32 protein-coding genes and 1 pseudogene are annotated in these 22,888 nt (G+C 59.9%); 8 read left to right on the top strand and 25 right to left on the bottom strand.

The annotated features are described in order from the left end of the window. Window positions 1-49: 49 nt before the first annotated feature. The 4 genes from EO087_RS00295 to EO087_RS00280 are packed head-to-tail and all read right to left on the bottom strand — an operon-like array spanning window position 50 to window position 3,159. Window positions 50-451, bottom strand: a complete 402-nt coding sequence (locus tag EO087_RS00295; protein ID WP_128897104.1) for a phage tail protein — start codon at window positions 449-451, stop codon at window positions 50-52. Window positions 452-472: 21 nt separating this feature from the next. Further along, window positions 473-1,057 (bottom strand): phage baseplate assembly protein V, encoded by a 585-nt coding sequence (locus EO087_RS00290; protein ID WP_128897103.1) that lies wholly within the window; start codon window positions 1,055-1,057, stop codon window positions 473-475. A gap of 17 nt (window positions 1,058-1,074) precedes the next feature. Continuing rightward, window positions 1,075-2,196, bottom strand: a complete 1,122-nt coding sequence (locus EO087_RS00285; protein WP_128897102.1) for a contractile injection system protein, VgrG/Pvc8 family — start codon at window positions 2,194-2,196, stop codon at window positions 1,075-1,077. 3 nt (window positions 2,197-2,199) lie between these two features. Further along, window positions 2,200-3,159 (bottom strand): hypothetical protein, encoded by a 960-nt coding sequence (locus EO087_RS00280; protein ID WP_128897101.1) that lies wholly within the window; start codon window positions 3,157-3,159, stop codon window positions 2,200-2,202. Between the two features lie 295 nt (window positions 3,160-3,454). Here EO087_RS00280 and EO087_RS00275 point away from each other — a divergent pair, with 295 nt between their 5' ends. Together EO087_RS00275 and EO087_RS00270 are read left to right on the top strand one after the other, a co-directional pair. Beyond that, window positions 3,455-3,922 (top strand): hypothetical protein, encoded by a 468-nt coding sequence (locus tag EO087_RS00275; protein WP_128897100.1) that lies wholly within the window; start codon window positions 3,455-3,457, stop codon window positions 3,920-3,922. Then, on the top strand, window positions 3,910-4,161 hold the full coding sequence (locus EO087_RS00270; protein WP_128897099.1) for a choice-of-anchor tandem repeat GloVer-containing protein: 252 nt from the start codon (window positions 3,910-3,912) through the stop codon (window positions 4,159-4,161). Before EO087_RS00275 ends, EO087_RS00270 begins: the two co-directional genes overlap by 13 nt. A 214-nt stretch (window positions 4,162-4,375) precedes the next feature. Here EO087_RS00270 and EO087_RS00265 read toward each other — a convergent pair whose 3' ends face one another. Further along, on the bottom strand, window positions 4,376-6,556 hold the full coding sequence (locus EO087_RS00265; RefSeq protein ID WP_240669088.1) for a hypothetical protein: 2,181 nt from the start codon (window positions 6,554-6,556) through the stop codon (window positions 4,376-4,378). Between EO087_RS00265 and EO087_RS00255 the strand changes: the two genes are divergently transcribed. Beyond that, entirely contained in the window at window positions 6,555-6,827 is a 273-nt protein-coding gene (locus tag EO087_RS00255) for a hypothetical protein (protein ID WP_128897096.1), read from the top strand. The genes EO087_RS00265 and EO087_RS00255 overlap by 2 nt on opposite strands. Here EO087_RS00255 and EO087_RS00250 read toward each other — a convergent pair. From EO087_RS00250 to EO087_RS00175, 17 genes are all read right to left on the bottom strand, one after another. Continuing rightward, window positions 6,824-7,324: a hypothetical protein gene (locus EO087_RS00250; protein WP_128897095.1), complete on the bottom strand. Its 501-nt coding sequence runs from the start codon at window positions 7,322-7,324 to the stop codon at window positions 6,824-6,826. The two genes, EO087_RS00255 and EO087_RS00250, sit on opposite strands and share 4 nt — an antisense overlap. A 184-nt stretch (window positions 7,325-7,508) precedes the next feature. Continuing rightward, a complete protein-coding gene (locus EO087_RS00245; RefSeq protein ID WP_128897094.1) occupies window positions 7,509-7,904 on the bottom strand; it encodes a hypothetical protein in 396 nt (131 codons plus the stop codon). Beyond that, window positions 7,904-8,338 (bottom strand): hypothetical protein, encoded by a 435-nt coding sequence (locus EO087_RS00240; RefSeq protein ID WP_128897093.1) that lies wholly within the window; start codon window positions 8,336-8,338, stop codon window positions 7,904-7,906. Before EO087_RS00240 ends, EO087_RS00245 begins: the two co-directional genes overlap by 1 nt. Window positions 8,339-8,416: 78 nt before the next feature. After that, window positions 8,417-9,970 carry a phage tail sheath C-terminal domain-containing protein gene (locus EO087_RS00235; RefSeq protein WP_128897092.1) on the bottom strand — a complete coding sequence of 518 codons (1,554 nt, stop codon included), beginning with the start codon at window positions 9,968-9,970 and terminating at the stop codon, window positions 8,417-8,419. 65 nt (window positions 9,971-10,035) lie between these two features. Then, entirely contained in the window at window positions 10,036-10,236 is a 201-nt protein-coding gene (locus EO087_RS00230; RefSeq protein WP_128897091.1) for a hypothetical protein, read from the bottom strand. A 7-nt stretch (window positions 10,237-10,243) separates the two neighbouring features. Beyond that, window positions 10,244-11,095 (bottom strand): hypothetical protein, encoded by an 852-nt coding sequence (locus EO087_RS00225; RefSeq protein ID WP_128897090.1) that lies wholly within the window; start codon window positions 11,093-11,095, stop codon window positions 10,244-10,246. Beyond that, window positions 11,095-11,742, bottom strand: coding sequence for a hypothetical protein (locus EO087_RS00220; protein ID WP_128897089.1), 648 nt, complete (start codon window positions 11,740-11,742; stop codon window positions 11,095-11,097). Before EO087_RS00220 ends, EO087_RS00225 begins: the two co-directional genes overlap by 1 nt. A 3-nt stretch (window positions 11,743-11,745) precedes the next feature. Then, a complete protein-coding gene (locus tag EO087_RS16075) occupies window positions 11,746-11,886 on the bottom strand; it encodes a hypothetical protein (RefSeq protein ID WP_164931718.1) in 141 nt (46 codons plus the stop codon). 82 nt (window positions 11,887-11,968) lie between these two features. Next, entirely contained in the window at window positions 11,969-12,373 is a 405-nt protein-coding gene (locus EO087_RS00215; RefSeq protein WP_128897088.1) for a hypothetical protein, read from the bottom strand. Window positions 12,374-12,379: 6 nt separating this feature from the next. Then, window positions 12,380-12,631, bottom strand: a complete 252-nt coding sequence (locus tag EO087_RS00210) for a hypothetical protein (protein ID WP_128897087.1) — start codon at window positions 12,629-12,631, stop codon at window positions 12,380-12,382. Between the two features lie 51 nt (window positions 12,632-12,682). Beyond that, window positions 12,683-13,843: a P22 coat - protein 5 family protein gene (locus EO087_RS00205; RefSeq protein WP_128897086.1), complete on the bottom strand. Its 1,161-nt coding sequence runs from the start codon at window positions 13,841-13,843 to the stop codon at window positions 12,683-12,685. 151 nt (window positions 13,844-13,994) lie between these two features. Beyond that, window positions 13,995-14,759, bottom strand: coding sequence for a DUF6651 domain-containing protein (locus EO087_RS00200; protein WP_128897085.1), 765 nt, complete (start codon window positions 14,757-14,759; stop codon window positions 13,995-13,997). A 60-nt stretch (window positions 14,760-14,819) separates the two neighbouring features. Then, window positions 14,820-16,136 (bottom strand): DUF4055 domain-containing protein, encoded by a 1,317-nt coding sequence (locus EO087_RS00195; RefSeq protein ID WP_164931717.1) that lies wholly within the window; start codon window positions 16,134-16,136, stop codon window positions 14,820-14,822. Between the two features lie 84 nt (window positions 16,137-16,220). Further along, entirely contained in the window at window positions 16,221-17,612 is a 1,392-nt protein-coding gene (gene terL, locus EO087_RS00190) for a phage terminase large subunit (protein WP_128897083.1), read from the bottom strand. A 3-nt stretch (window positions 17,613-17,615) separates the two neighbouring features. After that, window positions 17,616-18,044: a hypothetical protein gene (locus EO087_RS00185; RefSeq protein ID WP_205744394.1), complete on the bottom strand. Its 429-nt coding sequence runs from the start codon at window positions 18,042-18,044 to the stop codon at window positions 17,616-17,618. Window positions 18,045-18,163: 119 nt separating this feature from the next. Continuing rightward, entirely contained in the window at window positions 18,164-18,424 is a 261-nt protein-coding gene (locus tag EO087_RS00180; protein WP_128897082.1) for a site-specific DNA-methyltransferase, read from the bottom strand. Between the two features lie 23 nt (window positions 18,425-18,447). Continuing rightward, the gene (locus EO087_RS00175; RefSeq protein ID WP_128897081.1) at window positions 18,448-18,771 is read right to left on the bottom strand and encodes a DNA modification methylase; all 324 of its coding nucleotides are present in this window, start codon (window positions 18,769-18,771) and stop codon (window positions 18,448-18,450) included. Between the two features lie 97 nt (window positions 18,772-18,868). Between EO087_RS00175 and EO087_RS00170 the strand changes: the two genes are divergently transcribed. Then, entirely contained in the window at window positions 18,869-19,405 is a 537-nt protein-coding gene (locus EO087_RS00170; protein ID WP_128897080.1) for a hypothetical protein, read from the top strand. Between the two features lie 56 nt (window positions 19,406-19,461). On the opposite strand, the gene EO087_RS00165 is transcribed toward EO087_RS00170, so the two are convergent. After that, window positions 19,462-19,674: a hypothetical protein gene (locus EO087_RS00165; protein ID WP_164931716.1), complete on the bottom strand. Its 213-nt coding sequence runs from the start codon at window positions 19,672-19,674 to the stop codon at window positions 19,462-19,464. Between the two features lie 53 nt (window positions 19,675-19,727). Here EO087_RS00165 and EO087_RS00160 point away from each other — a divergent pair, with 53 nt between their 5' ends. Beyond that, window positions 19,728-19,910 (top strand): hypothetical protein, encoded by a 183-nt coding sequence (locus EO087_RS00160; protein ID WP_128897078.1) that lies wholly within the window; start codon window positions 19,728-19,730, stop codon window positions 19,908-19,910. A 234-nt stretch (window positions 19,911-20,144) separates the two neighbouring features. Here EO087_RS00160 and EO087_RS00155 read toward each other — a convergent pair whose 3' ends face one another. After that, window positions 20,145-20,534 carry a type II toxin-antitoxin system death-on-curing family toxin gene (locus EO087_RS00155; RefSeq protein WP_128897077.1) on the bottom strand — a complete coding sequence of 130 codons (390 nt, stop codon included), beginning with the start codon at window positions 20,532-20,534 and terminating at the stop codon, window positions 20,145-20,147. A 206-nt stretch (window positions 20,535-20,740) separates the two neighbouring features. Then, window positions 20,741-20,932 (bottom strand): annotated as a pseudogene (locus EO087_RS00150) (type II toxin-antitoxin system RelB/DinJ family antitoxin); the annotation flags it as partial. 113 nt (window positions 20,933-21,045) lie between these two features. Between EO087_RS00150 and EO087_RS00145 the strand changes: the two are divergent. From EO087_RS00145 to EO087_RS00135, 3 genes are all read left to right on the top strand, one after another. Next, window positions 21,046-21,276 carry a KilA-N domain-containing protein gene (locus tag EO087_RS00145; protein ID WP_205744393.1) on the top strand — a complete coding sequence of 77 codons (231 nt, stop codon included), beginning with the start codon at window positions 21,046-21,048 and terminating at the stop codon, window positions 21,274-21,276. A gap of 197 nt (window positions 21,277-21,473) precedes the next feature. Beyond that, window positions 21,474-21,998, top strand: coding sequence for a spore coat U domain-containing protein (locus EO087_RS00140; protein ID WP_128897075.1), 525 nt, complete (start codon window positions 21,474-21,476; stop codon window positions 21,996-21,998). Window positions 21,999-22,012: 14 nt separating this feature from the next. Then, a complete protein-coding gene (locus EO087_RS00135; RefSeq protein WP_205744392.1) occupies window positions 22,013-22,732 on the top strand; it encodes a molecular chaperone in 720 nt (239 codons plus the stop codon). The last annotated feature ends 156 nt before the right edge of the window (window positions 22,733-22,888 follow it).

The following is a 22,888-nucleotide window of genomic DNA, read 5'->3' as shown; positions in this document are numbered from 1 at the left end:
GGTCGCTTGCGCGCCCGGGGCCTTTGCATGGGGTGATGAGGATCGAGCGCTACTTGCTCACGTTGAACGCCAGCACGATGGGCGTGCCGCTCGACGCATCCGTGTAGTTGATCTGCACGCTGATGCCATCGCTGATCGAAGTCACCGTGATATTCGGTGCTGGGTTACGTGCCACGCTGGCTTCGAGCAGCATCTGGCCACGAATCAGGGCGCGTATTTCCGCCGGGCTGGCCAACGAGCCGACCAGGCGCGGAAGTCCGGCACCGTAATCAGGATGGAAAATGTAGTCGCCATGCACGGTCACGTTGCCGGCGGCATCTTTCTGCGCTGGATTCGTCAGCAGTCGGCGCAGGATCCGTTGCTTGGCACGCTCCGTATCGCTTGCGGTCAGCAGATCGCCATTCGCCGCGGCGCTGCAATCCCCGCTCCAGTAGTGGGAGAGGTCATACAAGGTCCGATCCACAAACATTCCTTATTGCGGCACGCCGCCGAGGCCGCTGCCACCGCTATTGATGTGCTGGTGCGTGCTGCCGATGTCGTGGCTGTTCGATTTGATCGCCGCCACGGCCGTATTACCCTGCACGGTGAAGTCCTTCTGCACCGTCAGCTTGCCCTGATGCGTCCAGGTGCCGGCCGACGTCATCGTGCCGTCACCATTCAACACGACAGAGGCGCCATGCCCGTCCATGAAGGTGGCCCGGCCGTCGTTGGTAAGCTTGAACACCTGCCCCTTGGCATGCACCGCCCACATCTCGCCGGATGGCACCGGCAGCGGCGGCGAAATGTCATCGAAGATGCATTGGATAGCGATCCCTGCTTCAAGAGCACCGTCCTGGAAGACCACCAACACCTGATCATTGATCGATGGCGGCGCGTAAATACCGAACTGCTTGCCGACTGCAAGCGCGCCTAGTGGAATCCACCCAGTTTCCGGCTGTGCGCCATCGTCGAACGGGAATTGCACCTTCACCAGATAGGTGTTCGGGTCATAGGCAGAAACGACGCCGCGTTTGGCGTACCGAAGTCTCTGCATCGCGGCACCGGCCTGGCCGCGCATGACATTGAGCATGCCCCTCATTCCGCCACCTGCACATCGTTCGAGTGATTTCGCGCGCTGACGCTCATGAAATAGCTCTCGTCGATACCCATGCGACGCACGATGCTTTCCGGAAAGTAATTCTGGTCGAACACGGTGCCGGTGCCGGTCACCTGGATGACGTGGGCAATCGTGAGCGCGCTGTAGCCGGGCATGACCACCGACATCCGCATCTCTTGCCGGATCAGCTCGTTGTACTTGGCCTGTGCCCGCTTCACGGCCTGATCAGGCATGAGGTTGGGAATGGTCAGGAAGTACTGCTGTGCCGGCGCGGTAGCCGTGCCTGGCCGAATGCCTTTGGTCCGGCCGGTCGGGTACGTCTGGCTGAATCCGTGCCGCTGTTTTGGGTTCCAGCTACGCACCGTGACCGTCATGGTCTTGCCGACCGTCAGCGTGCGCGAGAAGCTGAGCTGTTCGACCGTTGCCTGGAACGTCTGCGTGGTGTCGGCCGGCGTCCACATGATCGGATACACGGGAGCCGTTGACGGATTCGGTGCTGGCTCGAAGTGCAGTTCATGCGCCTTCACATAGACGACATACCCCACTTGCGCGGCCAGCCACGTGAGCAAGTCCCATTCAGTGTGCGCATCGGTGAGCTGGATGTGGTCGATCTGGTAATAGCGGCCGGCCATGTCCGACGTCACCGTCACTACCGGCGTCAGCCCATGTCGCTGCGCCAGCGTAGTCGCGATCTGGCTCGCCGTCTGGTTGCAGAACGTCTCTGTCGTCTTCGCATCGATCAGCAGTGAGGTGAGATCGCGGCCCGTCAGCTCCAGCGTGCGCTGCACTGGGTCGTAATGCATGTCATCCACATTCCCCACCAGCACCCGATCAAGATCGGATACGCCGTAATGGCTGGGATCGGTCGGGAAGCCGCCATACACCTCCACCGTCATGGTGGTCTGCGAGCAGAACCAAGCTTCATCGTTCGGGGCCGCGAGGGCGGACAGCACCAGCAGCACGCGGAACGTCGACGACTCTCGGTAGGTGTGGCTTTCGACCTCCCACTCCGCCCAGCCAGCAATCTGCTGGCCATTCACACGCACGATTCCCCGCGGCGCTCGCACAGTGCCGTTCGCAAGCGATGGATGGTTGCTCATGGGTCAGGAAGTGCTCAGCACGCCGCCGGCGTTGTCCGGTTGATTCGGAATCTGGAGCGTCTGCACGCCGCTTATCAGCGGGTCGTTCAGGCCATTGGCCTTGGCGATACCCGTCCAGGCCATGGGGTCGTTGTACGTCTGCGACGCGATCCGCATCAGGTTGCCGCCGGCGACCGTCATCGACCTCGTCGCGCCCGCTCCCGATCCCAGGTTTATCGTCATGCGCCCCATCACGTTGCGGAGATTGAGCAGCAGGGGTTGTTGCTGGTAGGCATTGAGTTGCGCACTCATCCGTCCGACCGTCTGGGAGACCGTATTCGCCGGGAGAACGCCGCCCAGGGTTGTTACATTGAGCATCGTGTTATCGGCGGCAGCGATCAGCGTCTGCACACGGCCCTGCACTGCCTGAATCGGCTGCAAAACGCTGCTGATAACGGACTGTGCCACATTGGCAAAGCTCGAAACGGCGCCGATTGCCGAACCCAGCGTGCCCAGCAGTCCAGACAGCGGCCCGTCACCGATCTGGCTGCCGAGACTGTTGGCCGTATTCATATCCTGCGTGAGCTGCGCATCGATGTCAGGCACATCGCCGGCAACTGTCGGCGTGGCGTTGTCCTGCACGACCTCCAGCGTGATCTGGTAGGGCATTCGATACTCGAACTCGTAATTCGCCATGAAGCGGCGGATCACCACCAGGAAGTTGAAGCTGGACCAGGTCAGCGTCAACGGCTGGCCGATAATGCGCTGTGTGTTGAGGTACTGCGCGCGATCGACGGCCGTCGATCCCATGAAAATGCCGGACCATTCGATAGGCGCATCCTTGCGCCCCATAGCATCGATGACACGCGTGCCGCCGACCAGCTCGTGCACGGTCAATGCCTGCTCGCCGCCCCACGGTATGGACTCGGGGACTTCGAACGCCCCGAACGTCATGTCGCCAAGGGAAAGGGTGACTTGGGACATGGATCACTTGCCCATGAGGATTTCAAAGGCCGTTCGCAATATCGGCGCCGCAAGAAGCAAGAACAGAGCTGCGAATGGCAGCACGAAGCATGCATTGATAATGGAGTTCACCCGCGTGTGAAATTGCATGTGTTTTCCCTGATTCCGTGACTAAAAACATCCTTGACAGTGGAGCAAACTTTATGGTAGTGGATATAATAAAAGCATTGGTCTCAACGTAACAGCCCAGCCCTTAGCCACTAGTCGTACCACAAATTGGATATTCCAAATTGGATATTCCAAATTGGATATTCATATGTCAAAGCTCTATCAAGCATTCAGGTTGAGCGTTATTGTCGGATTCGTTTCGCCTTTCATCGTGTGCCACGCGGGTGAAGCGGCCATGTCGAACAGTAACTCGGCTCATGCCCTTTCCACTTTTCAGATTTCCCCTCAAGTCGGTGTCGAGAATCATGCCGCCGGTCTGAGTGGCAAAGCAAATGACGGTATCAACCCGCAGGCCGGCCTGATCCTGGGGAAAGACGGCAATTTCTATGGCAAGACTTCCAGCGCCGCCGGCTTCCTCTTAAGAGGGGCGGTGTTCAAGTTGGCGCCACAATTCGACGGCACCTTCAAGGAAACGTGCGTGTATACCTTCTCGACAGCCCCCCTATGCCTCGAATCCGCAGGCCGGGCTGATCCAAGGGAAAGACGGCGCGTTCTATGGCACGACTTACAGCGGCGGGGGGGGGGGGGGAGAACCTCGGAACGGTGTTCAAGTTGAGACTAAAGCTCGACGGCACCTTCATGATGACGGGGATGTATTACTTTGGCAATTCGGGCAGCTTCGACGGCGTTCATCCGCAGGCCGGCTTGATCGAGGGGGCGAACAGCAATTTCTATGGCACGACTTCCAGCTGCGGGGCCTATGGCATGGGAACGGTGTTCAGGGTGACACTACAACCCGGCGGCACCGGCCCTATCAAGGAGACGGTGCTGCATTCCTTTGGGCGGGCTTTGTAAGAATTTCGGGGCAAATTTCGGGGCCACCCAGTGCGCCAGCCAAGCTGGCAAAAGGTAAATGGTGAAAGTCCATCAGAGAGAAGAAGTAGCGAATTTCTATCTGCCGGGGCTTCGCTTTTTTGGTGGCAACGAAACCACCCTACAGGTTGTTTTTTACGGCATTGAGCCGCGCACACCCATTTGAACATGGTGTGGCGAGAGCACTTGCTGCTCCCTATCCCCCGACGTACCCGATCGGCCCCGGCATCATCGAGCTGTCGAACGACGACATACCCGTCTGCGGTCGGGACGCCTCGCGCGTTTGGTGCTGAGTTACAGCGCGACCGACCTCGCGTTCGTTGAGATAGACCTTAGAATTCACCTGGACCGTTTGGCTTGACTGGGATTGGAAATAATCCGCCAAATGAGCGCGCCACTGGTTCAGATTTCGCGCAGCTTGTATTTCGTACAACTTCTGATCGGTCTCCCGCATACTCTGCTTGGCCTTCGCGTCTCGATCGATCGCCTCTTGTGCCACGCTACTACCGAAGAAGGCCATGACGTGCGCCTCAGCACTGCCGATCCAATCACCGAACTTTCTTCCAGCAGTTGTCCCTTCGATCAGGTGTTTGTTGATCAGCTTGCCGACTTCCCAGCCGAGAATGGCGGCGCCTGCCACAGCGACAGCCTGCAATCCGACAGCCATACCTGGGAGCTTCGTAATGAGGCTTCCCAGACCGGAAATGACACCGGGTAGTGTGCACAGAAGCCCAGCGGCACGGCCCGCCAAAGAGACGAAGCCACGACCAAGTCGACCCATCCATCCCATTGGGATGCGCCGCGCCAAATTGATCAGGCGGCCACCTAAGCGCCAAACAGCGCCACCTGCGATCTTCACCGCATCCACAATCTTCCAGAACTTGCTCTCGAAGAAGCCAATCGTGCGCCCTCCGTTCTTCAACTGCCGACCCATCGCCCAGAGCTTCGTCCATCGGACAAGGCCTTTTGCGGCGTCACCCATGAGCTGGAACGACTTAAGGCCACCCCACAAGATGCGCATGGCACCGCCGAGCATTGCCCCGGCGGTCAAGCCAAGCCATGTATTCACGGCGAAAGAAGCCATCTTCGGATGCTTACCAGCTTCCGTGTTGAGCCACTTCAGCACACCAGTAAGCTTGCCCAAGCGCGATGCAACAGTGTTCATGATGTTCGAACTGTTGCCGAGAGTTGTATTGAAATCTTCCCACGCCTTTTTGAGTTTCGTGACCGCCAACAGATTGGCGGCCTCCGGCGTCTTGAGTATCTGATCGGGCGAAAGCGACTTATCGTATGCAACAGATGCCCTCATCATGACCGGGAGCTGCTGCATCATTTTTGTGTAAACCCTACCACCGGTGCGGCCAAGCAAAATTTCGTTTTCACGAGCGATAGATGTCCAATCCTTGACACCATGCGCCTGATAGATCGACATCAATTTTTCGGCGAACTGCGTGGGATCTTTTGCCTCCAGATCAGCAAGCCCCTTATCCAAAGGATCGCCGTTCACACGAAATCCACCACGATTTCCGGGAATGAGCTTCTGTTTATCCCACACGCCGAGTTTGACTGCCTCATTCGCCAATAAGCTCGGCACAAGACTGAGAATGCCATGCGTTCGATTAAAGGCCGTCTGGAAAGCAGTGCCCGTTGAACTACCACCAAACTCACCCATGATCGGCTCAAGCTGTCCCATGACGACCCTGTCCGAGAACTGCGTTACCGCCGTTCCACCTTGCGTCTGGAATTGGCGCAGGTCGCGCGCAGAAACCATCCCGCCGCTGCTTTGAACCGCCTTGAATACGGCGTCCACAATCTCCTTTGCACGCAACGAACTAGTGAGACCGCCACGCAATTCCACGACCTTGCTCATTTGCTGCCGCATCGATTCGGCAAGTTGCTGCTTTTCGCCGCTCAACATGCCGGTGGCTACGTCGTACTTCGTGAACGATGGCATCAGCGTCTTGGCGGCGTCCATAGCCTTCATGCCCGGCATACCAGATTCGCGAAAAGCACCCTGCAAGTCGGCGAATGCGCTGTAGCGGTCTTGCATCGACGTTGCGATGATGTTTGACGCCTTGACGAACTTCTGTGCGTCTGCAATCTGGACATCCCCGAGTCCCATCTGACGCAGCTTGGCAGTGGTTTCCAACCATGACTGGGACGCCTTCATTGCCGGCTCAAGGGCGGTGATCATCCCAACGCCAGCCCCTATCGCCAGGCCACCACCCACGAAATGCCCTTTGATCCTTTCGAGCCGCTGCTCAAGCTTCTTTGCATCCCCCGCCGTTCGGATGAAGGCCACCGACATGGCACGAAGACCGATACTGGCGTAGTCTACGAGGCTGACACGTATCCCAATTTTCCAGGCTTCGAACATGGCGAGAGTTCCGTGGTGGATTCGTTTTCGGGAATGGTTGGCGGATCGGTCATCGGCCTTTCAGTACCCGGTGATGCGGCCCGATGAAGTGGTTCGGTGGGAACAACGCCCATCATTCGGGCAACGCTTGGTAGCCTTCGCTCGTTGGATCGAGGAAGGCATCTTGCTTTTCACCACACTGATCTGGGGCATTCTTGGTGTCGTGGTTGGCTTGGGTGTTGCCGCGGTCGTAGGAACAATTGCCTGGGCAATACTCAGCTCCATTTTTTAGCGATTGTCTTCCGTCTTGAAGTCGTAGCCCCCCAGCAACATCGGCGCGGCACCACCAAGCACACCGGTGATTGCCGCGGCACCGATTACCCTCTTGATCAGATCTTCATTACGCAGCGCCGCCGGCCCGAGGACAGGCCTTGGCGGTATGCGCTCAGTGCCTAGCTCCTGGTAAACCATCACGTCCGAATCGCTGGCCACGACACCCTCCAGCGAGCCGACTTCGCGCCCGATCGATTCCTGCAGAGCAAGTGTTCGCTCCAAGGGTGCGTCAAGCGGATAGTCAAGACGCTCCTTTTCCAACTCGGTGCTGTCAGCCAGTTCCTCCCATGCCGGGAACGACCCGGCTGCTGCCTGGTAATGGCCGATTTCATCCTTGGCGTCACGCTCGATGCGCCTCACCACTATCTCCAAGCCCTCGTGCAGCGCAACCACTTCCTGAGCCGCCTGCTGGACAAGATGGTCAGCGAAAGCTGCGAATGAGTGAAATTTGCGCATCACTTTTCCTCGATAAAGCGCATGTTCTGTATATCGAACTTCGCTCCGTTGAACTGCGCAAACATGATTGACAGAGCGTCCATGTCTGCTTCTGCCAGCGGTCTGCTATCAGGCCAATCGAATGCGAGCCGAAATGGCACCCCATACCTCACCAACCATGCGCGGCGGCGAAAGTCGGGGTGCCTTAGGCGTTTTTTACGGACGTCTGCGCTTCGGCTTCGTTGATGTCACCTGCAAAGTGCGCCTCGATCCCCTCGGCGACCGCGGTGTAGCCGTCTTCGTCAAGCCTCTGCAGGAGCGCCCTGATTTGCAGCTTGGATGTCGGCAGGGAAACCGACTCGCCGTCGATGCTTTTCACCCACATCACCAACGATGCCATGCCCATGAAAGTCTTGTTTTCGGCCGCGGCGCCAAGTGCTTCGATCAGATCGAACTGAGCCAAAAACGGCGGCTTCCGAATGCCCATCACGCGCCCGCGCGCATCCGTGACGGTGATCTCTCTCGGCGCTGCCACGGTGCCAGCGGCCTTCACATCGGCGCTGTCCAGCACCTGCACTTTCACGTTGTTGTCGTTGCTCATTACTGCACCTGGATCTTGTTGGACGCGAAGGCGCGAACCTTCTGGTGGACGAGGGCATCACCCTTGAACGAGCCGGCATCGTCGAGGCGCACCACGACGTTGGTGTAACGCCACTGGGAAATACCGCCTGTCGGTTCCTGGATGGTCTCGTTGATCGTGCCGGGCTGGAGGTTCTGGCCACTGAAATAAGCGGCTTCGAGCGCGGCGGCGTAGGCATCGAATGTCGGGCCAGCACGCTCGAACTCGATGTCGATTTCCCAGCCGACTGGAATGTTCGTCTCCTGCGGGACGCCATTGATCGGATGGGAATCGATCGTCTTGTATTTGGGTTTGGCGTCGATCGATAGAATCGTCGGTGGGAACGGAAGCGGACCGTTCGCGGTGGCGAGGTCGATCGTGATGTCGCGGCCCGTGTTGCGGTTGTTTGCCGGCATGGAGAGTCTCCGAAAACGAAATGTCCGACGCGTGGCCGGGCTCGAGAAAAAAGAAGCCACCCGAAGGTGGCTGACGAATCACGGGTATTGCGTGGAGACCTTGGTCACCGAAACGGTCTGGCCGCCCTGCAAGTTCACGAGGAACTTCTCGACGACGGACAGGTACTTCACGGCCACATCGGCTTGCAGATAGCCCGCGGCAATGCGCGACGGCGGGTTGTTGTTGAGGTCGCACTGCACACTGAAGCTGTCGATCTGCCCCTGCTGCTGCATGTTCTGCAGGAAGTTGCTCAGCGTGGCGTTGACGCCGCGGCGAGTCGGATCGTTCTGCTGCGTAGACTGCAGGCGGCCGACGAACTGCCCCATGCCGGCGGCAAAGGTCGCCCCAAGGTAGTTGGTCATGCGGGTGTAGTTGTCGCCATTGATCGCCGCGTTCGAGCTGCTGTTGTGGCCGAAGCGGCAACCGAAGAAGCTGCCGCCCGGGCACGGGTTCGCGATCACATCGACACCGGCCTGTCCCAGCACCTGCAGTTCCGCCGACGAATACGGGTTGTTGGCATAACTGCGCTGCGTGCCGACGATGCCACTGATCGGCTTGTTGAGCGCCGAATACTGCGGTGCCAAATTGGCCAGCAGGCCGGCCACGAAGCCCTGTGGCGAAATCATGCGCACCAGACCATTGACCGTGTCGTTCCAGTACACCCAATCGCCCAACAGCAACTTGAGGTCGTAGGCGTCGATGCCGGCGGTGGATTTGGTGGTGGCCGCATTCGCCGGCGTATCGCCGGCCGGCGTCACGGCAATCATGTCGATGCCTTCAGACAGACCGAAGGCGATCTGCGCTGCATACGTCGTCGAATCGTCGCAGTCGGTCAGCACTGCCACGGCACACCCGGCACTGCGCAGCGCATACATGCCCTTGCGAGTATTGCCATCGACACCCAGCAACACGGTGCCGTTGATCGTGGTAGCACCGTCGGCGCCACCCGCAAGGGTCGCGGCGCTGACCACCGGCGCGGCCGTACTGGGACCGACCGCGGCCACCATCAAGCCAGACGGCCCGCGGATGCCGGCGACGCCATGGTTTACCGCGTTGGCCAGCGCGGCCCAAAGTGCCGCTCCGACCACTGGACTCGCGCCGCCACCGATGTTGTCGAAGACTTCCGGCGTCATGCCGGGACGTGCCAGGACCAGCTTCCAGCTATTCGCCTGAGTGCCGATGGCAATCGTCACGATGTCGCCGTTGGCGAGCGATCCGGTGTACGTCGAGGTCAACGTCAGGCCAATGGCCGATGTGGCGTCCTTGAGCGTGGCCGTTGCCGCGGTGTCAGTGCCATCCGTAACGCGGACACCGCGGAAGTTGTTGGCGCCCTGCAGCACCGCCGCAGCAACGGCCGTGCCCATGTCGTACTTGCGGTTCTGGATATTGCCGAAGTTCTGCCAGTACTGCGCCATGTTGCCGAACACAACCGGCGCGCCGACCGGCCCCCATGGCGCGGTGCCGACGATGCCAAGCACGTTGGACGGGACGCCATTGAGTTGAGAAATGGCGGGCGGAATGATCTGGACGTACAGATCCGGCACCACCAGCGCGGTGGTATTGATCTGTCCCTGCTGAACGATCTGAGACATGCTTCCTCCGGGCATAAAAAACCCCGCCACGAGGCGGGTTCAGTAGAGAGGGGTGACGAGCGGATTTATTTGGCTGCGAGCTTCGCGTCGCCGGCCCTAGCATCTGTCGTCTTGGCCTTGGCGGGAGACTTCACGTCGCCTGGCACCTGCACCACGAAGTGCGGGTGATGCTCCAGCGCATCCATCACCGCGGCTTCATCGTCGATGCGGTCGCCGTGTTTGTAGTCGCCGAAGGGCTGCGTAACGATCAAGGGGAGAAGCGTCATGTGTGCCTCACTGGTAGGTCGTGGAAAGCGGTTCCGTCGTGCCATCAGGCATCGACAGCGAGTTGTTTTGCTCGACCGCAACCACCTGGGTGGCCGTGATGGTGTTGGTAGTGCTATATTCGACGCTGTAGATCAAGTCGCGCCGATAGAGGCTAGCTTTTTGGTTGACGTCGTCGATCAGCGTCTGCACGTAGCGTAGGCGCCCGGAGCTGCCATCCGGCAGCTGTAGCCAGATGATTGGAGACAACGCGCTGTCGATCGCACCAGCCGCCGCGCTTCGATGCGCCGGCGTGTCCGCCCAGATCGTGATCTGGAACTCGCGCTGCTGTTGTTTCGTCAGCGCTATTATGGTGCCGCTGCCGCCAGCCCGCACCGCGGTGATCCTTGCGGTGGCCGGGAGCGTAACCACCGCGCCAGCGGCTGTCGCGCCGGCGATCTTTTGCGCCAGCGCCGTCGCGATGCTCGGCAGCGTATCGCACGCCTGCACCGCATAGGTATAGATCTGGCCGCTCACGATCAGCACCACGTTCTGCGGCGTGCTGACGCCGCCGCTGATGGTCACCTGCTGGCCAGCGATGGAGAGCGCCAACGTCGCGGGGCTGTAGCTATGCTCCGTGTACTGCATTGGGAACCGCGTGGTGTTCTTCTCGTGCGGGCGCGGGAAGATGGTGATGTGGATCTTGCCGTTGCCGCCGCTGCCGAGTACACGGAGATCGGCATCCAACTGTGAGCTGGTGGGCCAGCCTGGGTAGATCGCCGCGGGCACGCCGATAGCCGACGGTTGCGCGGTGCCATTGGGGTACACCACCGCTGCGATGGCGTTCTCCAGCGCCGTGGTGACGTCATCGATATCGGCCATCAGGTTTCCGCCTGCATCATCGAGCAGCGCCAGCCCAGCGTGGAGAGTTCGACCGACAAAAGGACGTAGCGATAACCCAGGTCATTCGTCAGTACATCGTGGGCGAGCAGTTGCGCACCACCCGGGAGTGCCGGCAGCAGTAGCGTGTACCACGCCGCGGCAACGTCACCCGGCAGGTTGTTGGGAGCGTGCCCGGTTTTCGTTGCAGCAAGCACCGATGCCGGGAAGCTGGTGGCAACCTCCGTTTCGTTGCTCTTCGTGCTGCCGCCGTAACCCAGCGCGCCCACACCGGGCTGCTGCTGTGGCCGCCACAGCGTTACCGTGCAATTGCACTGCACGGCCTGGATCGGCACGAGCGGCTGCATGGCGGCGATGAAATACGTGCCGCTGTTGCCGCTCAGGTAATCACCCGGCTGCAGCACGCGGCCGTCGGCGAGACATTCCCAGGAGGCTTTGCCGTAGTCCTGGCCCTTTGCGAAATTGAAGGTGCCTGCGTCGAATGCAGCCAGGACCGTACCGATCACGTTGCCGGCAGCGAGTGCCGCCGTTCCGGCTGCAGGTCGGTACTGCGTGAACGCTTGGCCGATCCGCTTCGCCGCAGCTGCATAACCGGCGTAGAGCTTGGTTTGTAGGGTTGAGCTATCCATTCATCACCACCAGCGGATGGCGTTTACAAGCGGCGTTGATGCGAGCAAAAGCATTGCCATAGCAACAATAACGATGGCTACCCCCATGCAGAAACGCATCCACGGCGAAAACATGCCGTCGAATTGAATGCCTTGGTTATCCATTTTGAGTCTGCAGAGGGTTGAAACGAGAAACCCGCAAGGTTGCTGCCCTGCGGGGTTTCGCTTTTTTGGGAATCTGAAAAAATCAGCAACGCACGATGCGCGCACCGCCACCAGCACCAAGCACCGGCCCTGGCGCAATGCCAATGAATGCGCACATGCGCCGGCGCCAGCTGTCGAACAAGCGTTCCCGGTCATGCACTTCGGTGGGGTTATGCACCCACACCGACGCCTGCGCGGTATCGAGATTCGCCGCGGCGTTCACGATGGCGGTCTCCAGCGTGGAGAGGTTCGTCAGGTAGACGGTGATCAGCGTGTTTTCGTTCTCCGGCGTCAGGTTGTTCAACCGGTGAAAGAGCGTTTGCCAGATACCAGGCGACACGAAGCCGTAGGCGAAGTCGCGGGAATCATCCGCCGGCGTGTCCGTGCCCAGCATCGGATAGCCGGCGAAGCGCCGCACGTCGGCGACCTGCTGAGCGGTCAATGCCATGGCGAATTACGCCTCCGGATTGGCCGAGCCAGCATTGCCGCGCCGACCGACGCGTTTCACCGCGGCTCCAGCGTTTTGCGCGCCCTTCTCGACATCCGCACCGACTTCCTCGAGCTCAGTCTCGACCTCAGCGGCCAACTTTTCAGCCTCAGCCTCGACCTTCTTCCAACCAAGTTGCAGATGCTGTTCGAGCGCATCGATGTGCACGCGCAACGTCTGGCCGCCTTTCTCGATGGCGACCAACAGGGAATTGGACATGTTCATTTCCTCGATAGGGTTGCGAGGCCGTAGACCCCGCAACCGATGGGATCAACCAAGCAGGAGCGCGGAGTGTTCCGGCTTGATGTTGGCCCAGCCGTAGGCAATGGACACCTCGTAGCGGACACGGCGGTACTGGCGGTACATCGCGAACTCGAAGGCGATGCCGCTGCGTGGATCGACGATGATGGTGCGGTCATCCGCCATGTCGCCCTCTTCCGGCAGAGCCGGCAGGCGGGTGGCAAGCACGATCGCCGAGCGCGCAAACGCCATGTTGCGGGTCGAAGCACCCAGCACCGTCACCGCTGCGGTAGCGGCAGTCACGCGCAGACCCGGTGCGCCGATCACAACGGTGCCGTTGGTGGAAGCACCGATGTTGACGGCTTGCGCCACGACGTACTTGTTGGGATCGCCAGCGAGCGTGATGACATCGCCGGCCAGCAGAGCCACAGCGCCACCGGCCGGGGGGGTCAGGGTGACACTGGTCGCCCCCTTGGCACCTGCGGCAGTAACGGCACCGGTTACGGAGCCAGCCGCCACCGATTCGGCAACGCCCGCTGATTCGCGCAGGGTGAATCCATGCAGCTCCAGCAGCTTGCCCTGGGCGCGCAGTTCCACCGTGCCGGCTTCGTTCGCCTTGGTCAGTTGGGTCAGGCTGCGCAGATTCGCGCCGGCGGTCGTGTCGATCACGCACTGCATGCCGGACAGCGGCGCACCGTTGTCGGAAAGGATCTTGCGCAGTTGCGCGGTGTCGGTCAGGCCGGTCGCAAACGGTGTCGTGCCAGGAGTGCCTTCCGCGCGCGACACCGTGTTGAAAAGGGTGCCGACATTCGCGTCGATCTCGTTCACCAGCGTGCGAATCGCTTGCTGGATCTGGTTCTGACGAATCGGCGCATAACCGCCATTCGGCGACTGGTTGTCCACGCCCTTCTGCTCTTCACCAGTCCAGCGGAACGGCACCATGCGGGACTTGGTAATGATGATCTGATTGTTGTCGATGTTTTGATCACCATCGTCGGGCGGCAGCTGGCCAGGGGTGACGTCCTCGGCAGCCGCTGCCGGCGTGATCGGCACGCGAATCGGCTCATTAAGCGCCGCGCGTTCTGCGGTCGCACTCAAGGTCACCGACGGAATGAAGCCGACCATCTCGCGCGAGACGACATCGATCGCCTCGTACAGGTCGGGAATGAGGCTGGTAAGCGTATTCGACATGGATGACTCCGGGGTTCGGAAAGATCAGGAGTGCGTTCGTGAGCCATCCGGCCCGAGCACCCGCGCGGCATCCGCGTTGCGGGCATGAAAAAGGCCGCTCGATTGAACGGCCTCGGGGTGGTATTGATGGGTGGTCAGCAGTAATGCGTGATCAGTCGGTGATCGCTCCGCCGCCCTTGACGTGCGCCATCTGCGCGCCAGGATCGAGCTTGTCGAACTGCGCGCGCGGCATGCTCTTGTTGCCACCGGCATGGCCGGGATGGTTGTTCTGCGCGCCGCCGCCGCTGGCACCAGACCCTTTGAGGATCGAATCGCGGTAGGGGTATTGCTCGACGATCATCTCAAGTGCTTCATCGAATGTCGCCAACTCGCCGGGACTGGAGCGACTGAAGAGCTTGTTGCCCGATTTGTCGTAGGCGACCACGTTTTCGCCTTCGAGCCTGAAGTGCTCGCCGAAGCGCGCCTGCACCAGGTCGGCTGGGATGGCCAACTTGTCGGCAATCATCTTGCTGCGCGCAAAACTTCCGCCGACCTTCTCAGACACCAGCGAGGCTTGCAGCTTGTCGCGCTCCTTGACGATCGGTGCGTATTTGTCTTCGACGGCCTTGATGGCCTCGGACTTCACGCGATCTACTTCGCCAGCGTCCACCAGCTTCTTGTCGTCCAGGTTCTTCACGACATCCAGCGCCTTACGCGCCGCGGCGGCATCGAGGCCTTCGAAGACCTTCAGTGCGCCCTCGGCGGTTTCCGCACGTTCGCGGTGACCCTTGGCCTCGCCGTTGAGGCGCTTGATGGTGTCCACGGTCTGCACGGCATCGAAAGGGATTTCCTTGCCGTCGTCGTGCACGTAGACCGGCTTGCCGTCCGTGATTTCGGCGTAGTGCTTGCCATTGAGTTCGACTGTCTTGAGTTTCATCGTTTGTTATCCAGTAGCGGCTTAGCGCATCCGCGTATCGGCCATGAAAAAGCCCCCCCGTTACGGGGCCTTCGGTTTGCTGTTTGGATCAGCGTTCGGATCCGTCGAAGGGTCCGGCGCCTCTGCTTTGAGTCGGGTCGCTTCATCGGCCCACTCGCGATCGGGTGCGAGCACGTCGCGTCGCTTTAGCTCCTCGAACAGTGTCTGCTTGGAAATGGCACCGGCACTGGCCGCAGACGTCAGCGTCGACACATCCGTGCTTGGCGCCTGTTCGTAAGCCTTGAACAACTCCACCTCGATGCCATCCGCGGGCTTTCCAACCCACTGAGCCATGAAGCTAAGGGCTTGTTCCAGCGATTCTTCGAACTGCTCGACGATCTGCTGCAGCAGCGAGCGCGCAACTTCGTCCTCCGAGTTGATCTGGGTGGCCGTGGGCGCCTGCTCCTGATCGATCAGCTCGGCACCAATGGCGCGCATGCGGTCTTCCAGGTCATCCAAAGACTGCTTGCCCGCCTCGATCGCAGCACCGGTGTGTTCGGTGTATGTCAGCGAGGCCTTTTCGTTCTCGCTGGTGATGGCTGACGATGCGCCTATCTTGATTTCTGATTCACCAAAGCCGATTGCCACAAGGATAGGCACGCGCGCGACATGCAACACGTTCTGCTGATCGCTGCTGGACTGATAGTGCTCAACATTCAAGTACGCGAGATCGAGCAGCGGGCATTCGCCACGACCGAAGCCGAGACGGTTGCCATAGAAAAAGACCCACGGAATCTCTTTCAGCGAATGACTTCCTTCGGCAAAGAGGTCCCACTGCTCCTTGATGTTCGGATTCGGGCGATACGTCTGCCACGCACCAGGGGTGAGCACGCGGACCTGTTCGATGCACTTCGTGGCCCATGGACCATCATCGACCTCGATGCTTTCCAGCAGGCGCAACTGCACCAGCCGCGTGCCCTGCATCTTCCAGCCCAGGATCTGCTGCGGCATATAGCTGACGAAATACGGCCGAAAGCTGGCCTGCTTTTCATCCGCGCGGGTGCGAACACCTTCCGCCGGCGGATAGTCCACCAGCACGCCGCACAAGCCATACGCGAGTGCATGGATCAGCAGCGCATTCGACATCGCCGGCAGCGGCATGCCGAGTTGGTCAATGTCTTTCAGCCATTCCTCGGGAATGTTCTCTGCCACGACCGTAGGAGGCTTTGCAAAAGGCCGTGCCGCATTGACGCAAACCGTATGCCGAAAAGCCGGATACAAAACCGACGTCTTCAAGCGCGCGGCATAACTGTCGCCGTCTTCGCCCGGCCACTTCGGCAAAAGCGTTTTGCCGACGGCGCGAATGTCCGCAGTGCCGCCCATCAAAGCCTTGATCATCGGCCATGACTCGGACTGCGCCTCCATAACAGGCGAAAGGGATCGGACGTTGGGTGAGTTCACAGCGGAACCTGCGTAAATGGATTACATGCGCAGCGGTTTCACCTGCGCGGGGTCATGCGATTCGAGCAATCCGGAGAACGCGCGCGAAAGCGCGTCCACCTGGTCATCGTGCGCTCCATTCGGGAACAGCCGCATTTCGTTGATCAGTGCGTCGTTCCATGGGCCGCGCAGCATCAGCACATTGCCCACGTTGATCTGCGCCGCCAGTGGCTCTGCCCGCGTTACCTTGTCGCCCGATTCCGGCGAGGTAGTCACCGGGTAGCCGGAAAGCTTCCGGGTCAGATACAGCACCTGCGTCTTGCCAGCCTGCCCAGGGTCTTGCGGCAGACTGATACGCACCGTGCGGCCGTCGCGGGACGCCGTATTCATGAGCGCCGTGTCGCGTTCGTCGGGTCCACAGCGCAAGCGCACCATGTCCGCGATGACGAAGCGGCCGTCCGATAGTTTCCCGAGCCTGCCGCCGGCGGTGTAATCACCATCGACGGTCGAAGCCAAGTCCCAACCGCGCATCCACCGGAGGTTGCCGGCCGGGATGGCATCAATGACCTCCAGCATGTCCGGCTTGATCACGCCGCCTTCTGGTGGTGCTGGACGCTGCCGATACTGCCCGGCAAACACATACGGCGCGGACTGCTCCATGCGGCGCAGATCCTCGATCGTGTGTTTTTCCGGCCAGAGCGCCGAGCCATCGTCTTGAATCGCTGAAAGGCAGACGTGCTCCCACGTTTCTCCGTTGCCGCCATCCAGCAACCAGCCCGACAGATCCCTTTCATGCAGGCGCTGCATGATCAGGATGATCGGTGTGTTCTTGCTGTTCTTGCGGCTTTCCAGCGTATTCTGGAACCAGTCGATGACGCCCTGTCGGATCACATCGCTCCTTGCCTCATCCGGCTTGTGCGGATCGTCGATGATGATGGCGCCGCCAAAACCCTCGCGGTGCTTGCCGGCGCCGAAGCCGGTAATCGTGCCGCCAGCGCCGGCCGCGTACATCACGCCACCCTTTGCTGTCGTCCAGTGACTTTTTGCGTCCGATGCCAGACGGCATTCGGGGAAAATCCGTTGATACGCTTCGTGCTGCACCAAGGCACGCACGTTCGCGCTGTTGTTGACCGCCAGCGGGGCCGCGTAGCTGGCATGGATGAACTCGGCATCCGGCACTTGGCCCAACGCCCATGCGATGAAATTCACCACCGCCAGCTCTGTTTTCGAGTAGCGCGGCGGCACGTTGATGATAAGCCGCCTGCACTCGCCGCAGAACACGCGCATCAGCGCGTCACAGATGCTCTTGTGGTGCGGCCCGCGCAGCCATTTGAATCGCTTGCGCTGCAGAAACATCCAGCGCGAGAAGAAATACAGATCGGCCCGCGCCATGCTCTCAGCCGCGAATTGCTCATGCGGACTGAATGGGCACATGCCTTAAACCTCGTCGGCGACGCTCCTAGCTATTTCGCGGAACTCTTCGGTGGTCATGTTGACGCTCTGGATCGGGCTACCAGCGTTGCCAGTCAGCTCGACGCGCTGGGCATCCTTCCAATCGCCGCGGCACTTCAGCCAGAAGATCATCGACGTTGTGTCACCCGTGAGTGCTTTCTTGTACAGCGTCTGCGCAACCTTGACGTTTGCCTTGACGCGACCGGTATCGAGTTCCTCAGCGAAATGCTTGCGGAGCGTAGGCTCGGTGATGGGCTTGCCGGCGGCATCCTTGATAAACAGCGGGATATCCACGTGCCGAATGCCGAACGCGGCCAACTGCTCGACCAGTTCGCGCTGCTGCCGTGTCGGCAGAAATGCCGACCGACCGGCGCCGCAGCGCTTGCCGCCTGATTTACCCTTCGCTCCCGGCATAGGTGACCTCTACGCGCGCCATTTCCACCATGTCGAAAGCACGCCTGTCTGCGGCCAGCACTGCCTGCTGCCCTGTGAACGCTTGTCAGCGACGCACGATCACGTCGCAATACTTCGGATCAAGCTCCATAAGCCGCGCCGATCGGCTTCCAGCCGTAGAGCACGGGTTCGTGTTGCCAGTGGTAATCCTGCCGACCCATCACGAAGCATTGCTTCACCCATACGCAACACTGCGCCAGCTTGAAGCCGGCGTCAGCCATGGCTTTGCGGAAATTCACGCCTTCACTGTCTGCATGGAACACATACAGACCGGCGCCATCCTTCGCCGCCTTGAACATGGCGTCGTAGGCCGCCAGCAAGAACTGATAGAACGCCTCCACGCCTATGCTGTCGTTCTGGATGGTCAGCGCATCGGCGGTTTCCCCTGGTATGCGACGTTATACGGCGGGTCGGTGATGATGAGATCGGCCTTGTAGCCGTCCATTAACTGCTCTACGTCCGTCACGTTTGCGCTGTTGCCGCACATCACGCGGTGATCGCCGCAGATCCAGATATCCCCCGACTGCGACACCCCGGCTTCGGCCACTGCCGGCGCTGCATCGTCATCAGTAAGACCAGCGGTGCTGGCGGCGAGCTGCGCCACCTGCGCATCAGAGTGGGTGCGCGCGTTGCGGACGTAGGGAATCAGCACCTCAAGCGGGCGCCATGTAATGCTCAGATCCGTCAAATGCGCCTTCCGGAAACGGCGAAGCCCGCACTTGGCGGGCTTCGGACGTAGTTATGAGACTATCGATTGGGGGTGTATTTTGGACTGCTTTTGTCCGATGTCAAGCGATCTAATCCAGATCGCCTACGACACCACCCGTTCGCAATCGTTGATTCAGCGCGTCATAGGCACGGTCTTCCAGCTTCGCCAAGTGAGTTTTGACCTTCGCGTAGTGGGCAAAAAAGGTGCTTCGCACAATGCCGAATCGCTCGGCCACTACCTCGGCATCTTCACGGTATTTCTTGGAAGTGAAGTGCCTCATCACATAGCCGCGCCGCAGCGAAATGTTGACCTCCCGATCTTGAAAAACCGAGTGCCTCAACTCGCGCGCCAACTCACCAACGGCGTCCGCCCATTCGCGATGCTGTTTCTGCCCACTGCAGCAGCTATGACCGCAACTACAGGGCAGAAACGGCGGTGCGCAACGTGCAACAAGGGCGCACTCTTCGAGGCGATCCAGACGCCGCAGCTCAGCGCGGATCATACCGGCTTGCGCAGATCCGTCGATCCCGGCAAGGCCTTTGCCATTGCCTATGACAGGCGAAGCCAACCGATTCATCAATGGCCGATCGTACTGCTGTTCCACGAAGTTTAGGCAGAAGGTCAGCGCGGCGTGTGTAGAGGCAAACAGCGGCTCGGAAAGGACGGTGTTCATCGGCCTACCCTCAGCAGGGACTGGAGAATAGCGCGGATCGCCGGCACGTCACGCCACTTGAGCTGCCGGTCATGCCGCGGTTCCGATTGCGTCTGCGGCTTTGGATGGTGCGGCTTCTTCTCGCGATCTGCGGCACGCTCGACGGGTGTCAGTACGTCAGCCGAATGACAGGCGGCATCTGGCCGCAATGCGTTGCGGGCGCGAATCATGCGCAGCTCCGCCACGCGGATCGGCCCCAGCCACACCACGCGATATTCGCCGCATGCTGCGCAATGGCATTGGCGCGCCGGAGATGATGCTCTTTGACTTCCTGGATGACCGCGAGGGTCTTGTGCTGATCCGTGGCCGCGATGCGCGGTACGGTCTGCATGATGCGCGAATGCGCTTTGGCCCAACCAGGGCAGCAGGTTCGCTTGAGCACGGTGTCACTCCGATTTCGGGGTGACAGCTATTCAATAGCACCTCGTGTTGCACGTTCAACGGGGTTTGTGCAACACGGGGTAGAACAAGCAGTCGTGTCACCAGCTGCCGCCTTGGAGTAAGCCGGAACCGCCGACAATTCCATCAGTCCCAAAGTTCACTGCGTGACCAAACCGCGTTATTCTGGGGAGTGTCAGAATTCCTTTAGCGAACCAGCGGCAGATCGGGCTTGATGTGACACTCTCGGTGGCTTGCCCAATTATTCTGCGCCTTGTGACCTTCGCCAGATCGTACCGAGATATTCGGCAAAATCCCCTTGATCAACGGTTCCTTGCGCAACATCCACCATGACCTCTTCAAGGTTCGAAAACTCCCCAATAACTATCCCTTCTGCCTCAAGGTAAGTCATCGCACAAGCTAGCCCGGTACGCTTGTTTGCATCATTGAACACATGGCCACGGGCGATAGCTATCGCGTACGCTGCGGCAATGCCGAAGACATCATTGAGGTCGGCATAGAAAATGTGGTTTTCAACACGCTGTATCGCTGCCTCAACGCCACCACGTCCACCATTGGCAAAACCAGGGAGGCCGCCGTATTTCGCAAGGATTTCGTCATGTACGGCGATCACATATTCGAGATCCAACATTCATCGATCCTTGAGTGCCCTGAGTACCTTATCGTGTGTGGCCATGACTTTCCGGACGGCGCGAATAACCTCACTCCGACCTTCCGGAGTGGCGACGGTTACAACCTTCTTCGGGTGGATGATCGGCCTAGGCATCAGCTCAACACCGTGTATCACTTTTTTGGGCTTACTACTCATAACGCACCTTTGCTCTACAAACCATGGGGAACTGCATCCTCTGTAGGGGCGTTAGGCGCCTTCACATCGAAAGGTAGGCAGCGTTCGTCGGCAATCCGCAACATTAGTAATCGCATGGCGTCGGAAATTGATAGCCCCATCGCTCCAAGGGCGACGGCGGCGCGTTCCTTGGTGACGGAATCGATTCGGGCTCGGACATAGGTGTCGGCGGCGGCGCTCATAGCCCACTCTCTCAGAACAAATTACACATCTAATTGTGGTCACAACGCGACCACAACGCAAGGTGTTTCACCGGTCGCAAAACATCTATTTCCCGACAGTCATGGGAGCGATATTGAAGAACCGCAGCATCGTCGTGCAGTATGCCGAGATCGGCATCGCAAGTCGCCACGAGCAGGACTACATCTCGCTGACTGACATGGTGAAGCGCTTCGGCGATGAGCGCATCCTGTATGGCTGGCTGCGTAACCGGAACACGGTCGAGTTCCTCGGCATCTGGGAACAGATCAACAATTTCGAGGTGGTCATCGCAAGACTTGGGTGCAGGGACACGAAAGTGGCGTAACGCCAAGGCGGCCGTCACGTTCGATCGGCCTTGAGCGATGCTTCGAAACACCATGCCACAAATCCATCGCCAGGCGATACTTGACCTAGCCTATAAATGCGGGAAAGATAATGCAATTCATGCTCAGGAAGCGATGTGGAAGTGGTGCGTTTGGGGGCATGTTGTCTAGCCATTCCGCAACTCAAGGGGAGCCCTCCATGAAGCGCCATCTGCTGTGCTTTGCGTTAGCTGTTGCTGTGATCGCCGATACCCTACCGACGCCGCTAGCCGCAGCCGTCTATAGTAACGGCACCGCTACATCGACCTTCACTGCCACCTTGACGCTGCAGGCCAATTGCAGCATTACCGCCAATCCGTTGAATTTCGGCGCCACCGGCGTACTGTCGGCCGCCGTCAATCAGCAGACGACGGTGTCCGTCACGTGCAGTGACACTACGCCCTACAATGTCGGCCTGGACGCCGGCACAGTGAGCGGTTCAACCGTAGCCAGCCGACTAATGGCCGGCACAACGGTCGGCAATACAAGCACCACGGTTGGCTTCGAGCTATACCAGGACGCCGGCCACACGACCATATGGGGCAATACGCAGGGCACCAATACGGTCGGTGGAACCGGAACGGGTGCGGCCCAGTCCATCACGGTGTACGGCCAGGCGCCATCCCAAACGACGCCAAAACCTGATACTTACCAGACAACCGTTACCGCAACGGTCTATTTCTGAGTACGGGCGCCCTGGTGCGACGCCTGCTGCTTGCGGTGGGAATGCTGATGCTTTGCGTCATCGGGCGCGCGTCGTCGCTGCAAATTTCTCCGGTGATGATCGAGCTCAGGCACGGCGAAGGCGCCGCCACCCTCACCTTGCGAAATCCCGGCGATCAACCGCTGTACGGACAGGTACGAGTGTTCCGCTGGGACCAGTCCAATGGCCAGGACAACATGCAGGCCACCCAGGACCTGGTCGCCAGCCCGCCCCTGATCGAAATCCCCGCCCACGGCGAACAGTACGTCCGGTTGGTTCTAAGCCATGACAGCAATGCCGGCCAGGAGCAAAGCTACCGTCTACTGATCGATGAACTGCCTGCCGCCGATAGCGCCGACGAAAATGGCGTAACGATAAGACTGCGCTACTCGGTGCCGGTATTCGTCGAACCGGAGGGTGCAACCGGAGCACCGGCGCTGGCCTGGCACGCACGACAGGATGCCGAAGGCTGGTGGCTGCGTGTCACCAATAGCGGACGTCGTCGCGCACGCATAAGCATGGTGCAGTTGATGGCCGGCGATGGGAAAACCTACCTGGTGGAAAAAGGACTGCTAGGCTACGCGCTGGCCGGCCGGACCATGCAATGGCGCTTGAACCTGGACAGTCATGGTGCGCTCAAGGCGCCTGTCGACATTCGCGCCTACGTCAATGCATTGTCGGTTGAAGACCATGTCACCATCGATATATCACCCTGACGCGTGCTCAAACACCGCGCCCGTCGCGAAGCACGTCTATGCGCGTTCCAAGCCGGCGCAGTTAGTGGGGACCATGCCGTTCGCCCGATTCCGTGCGAAGCATTGTTGGGGATGGCCCTGGCGGGTGCGCTCATCGCGTTTCCAGGACGCGCCGCC

This window comes from Dyella sp. M7H15-1 (assembly GCF_004114615.1).
Classification (GTDB): Bacteria; Pseudomonadota; Gammaproteobacteria; order Xanthomonadales; family Rhodanobacteraceae; genus Dyella_B.
This window is presented reverse-complemented; position numbering and strand designations above follow the sequence as displayed.

Coding starts and splice junctions, on each gene's coding strand:
- EO087_RS00290 (WP_128897103.1), bottom strand. CDS start 1,057: ATGCGCGGCCAGGCCGGTGCCGCGATGCAGAGACTTCGGTACGCCAAA.
- EO087_RS00285 (WP_128897102.1), bottom strand. CDS start 2,196: ATGAGCAACCATCCATCGCTTGCGAACGGCACTGTGCGAGCGCCGCGG.
- EO087_RS00280 (WP_128897101.1), bottom strand. CDS start 3,159: ATGTCCCAAGTCACCCTTTCCCTTGGCGACATGACGTTCGGGGCGTTC.
- EO087_RS00275 (WP_128897100.1), top strand. CDS start 3,455: ATGTCAAAGCTCTATCAAGCATTCAGGTTGAGCGTTATTGTCGGATTC.
- EO087_RS00255 (WP_128897096.1), top strand. CDS start 6,555: ATGGCGAGAGTTCCGTGGTGGATTCGTTTTCGGGAATGGTTGGCGGAT.
- EO087_RS00265 (WP_240669088.1), bottom strand. CDS start 6,556: ATGTTCGAAGCCTGGAAAATTGGGATACGTGTCAGCCTCGTAGACTAC.
- EO087_RS00250 (WP_128897095.1), bottom strand. CDS start 7,324: ATGCGCAAATTTCACTCATTCGCAGCTTTCGCTGACCATCTTGTCCAG.
- EO087_RS00245 (WP_128897094.1), bottom strand. CDS start 7,904: ATGAGCAACGACAACAACGTGAAAGTGCAGGTGCTGGACAGCGCCGAT.
- EO087_RS00240 (WP_128897093.1), bottom strand. CDS start 8,338: ATGCCGGCAAACAACCGCAACACGGGCCGCGACATCACGATCGACCTC.
- EO087_RS00235 (WP_128897092.1), bottom strand. CDS start 9,970: ATGTCTCAGATCGTTCAGCAGGGACAGATCAATACCACCGCGCTGGTG.
- EO087_RS00230 (WP_128897091.1), bottom strand. CDS start 10,236: ATGACGCTTCTCCCCTTGATCGTTACGCAGCCCTTCGGCGACTACAAA.
- EO087_RS00225 (WP_128897090.1), bottom strand. CDS start 11,095: ATGGCCGATATCGATGACGTCACCACGGCGCTGGAGAACGCCATCGCA.
- EO087_RS00220 (WP_128897089.1), bottom strand. CDS start 11,742: ATGGATAGCTCAACCCTACAAACCAAGCTCTACGCCGGTTATGCAGCT.
- EO087_RS16075 (WP_164931718.1), bottom strand. CDS start 11,886: ATGGATAACCAAGGCATTCAATTCGACGGCATGTTTTCGCCGTGGATG.
- EO087_RS00215 (WP_128897088.1), bottom strand. CDS start 12,373: ATGGCATTGACCGCTCAGCAGGTCGCCGACGTGCGGCGCTTCGCCGGC.
- EO087_RS00210 (WP_128897087.1), bottom strand. CDS start 12,631: ATGTCCAATTCCCTGTTGGTCGCCATCGAGAAAGGCGGCCAGACGTTG.
- EO087_RS00205 (WP_128897086.1), bottom strand. CDS start 13,843: ATGTCGAATACGCTTACCAGCCTCATTCCCGACCTGTACGAGGCGATC.
- EO087_RS00200 (WP_128897085.1), bottom strand. CDS start 14,759: ATGAAACTCAAGACAGTCGAACTCAATGGCAAGCACTACGCCGAAATC.
- EO087_RS00195 (WP_164931717.1), bottom strand. CDS start 16,136: ATGATCAAGGCTTTGATGGGCGGCACTGCGGACATTCGCGCCGTCGGC.
- terL (WP_128897083.1), bottom strand. CDS start 17,612: ATGTGCCCATTCAGTCCGCATGAGCAATTCGCGGCTGAGAGCATGGCG.
- EO087_RS00185 (WP_205744394.1), bottom strand. CDS start 18,044: ATGCCGGGAGCGAAGGGTAAATCAGGCGGCAAGCGCTGCGGCGCCGGT.
- EO087_RS00170 (WP_128897080.1), top strand. CDS start 18,869: ATGTCAAGCGATCTAATCCAGATCGCCTACGACACCACCCGTTCGCAA.
- EO087_RS00165 (WP_164931716.1), bottom strand. CDS start 19,674: ATGATTCGCGCCCGCAACGCATTGCGGCCAGATGCCGCCTGTCATTCG.
- EO087_RS00160 (WP_128897078.1), top strand. CDS start 19,728: ATGCTGCGCAATGGCATTGGCGCGCCGGAGATGATGCTCTTTGACTTC.
- EO087_RS00155 (WP_128897077.1), bottom strand. CDS start 20,534: ATGTTGGATCTCGAATATGTGATCGCCGTACATGACGAAATCCTTGCG.
- EO087_RS00140 (WP_128897075.1), top strand. CDS start 21,474: ATGAAGCGCCATCTGCTGTGCTTTGCGTTAGCTGTTGCTGTGATCGCC.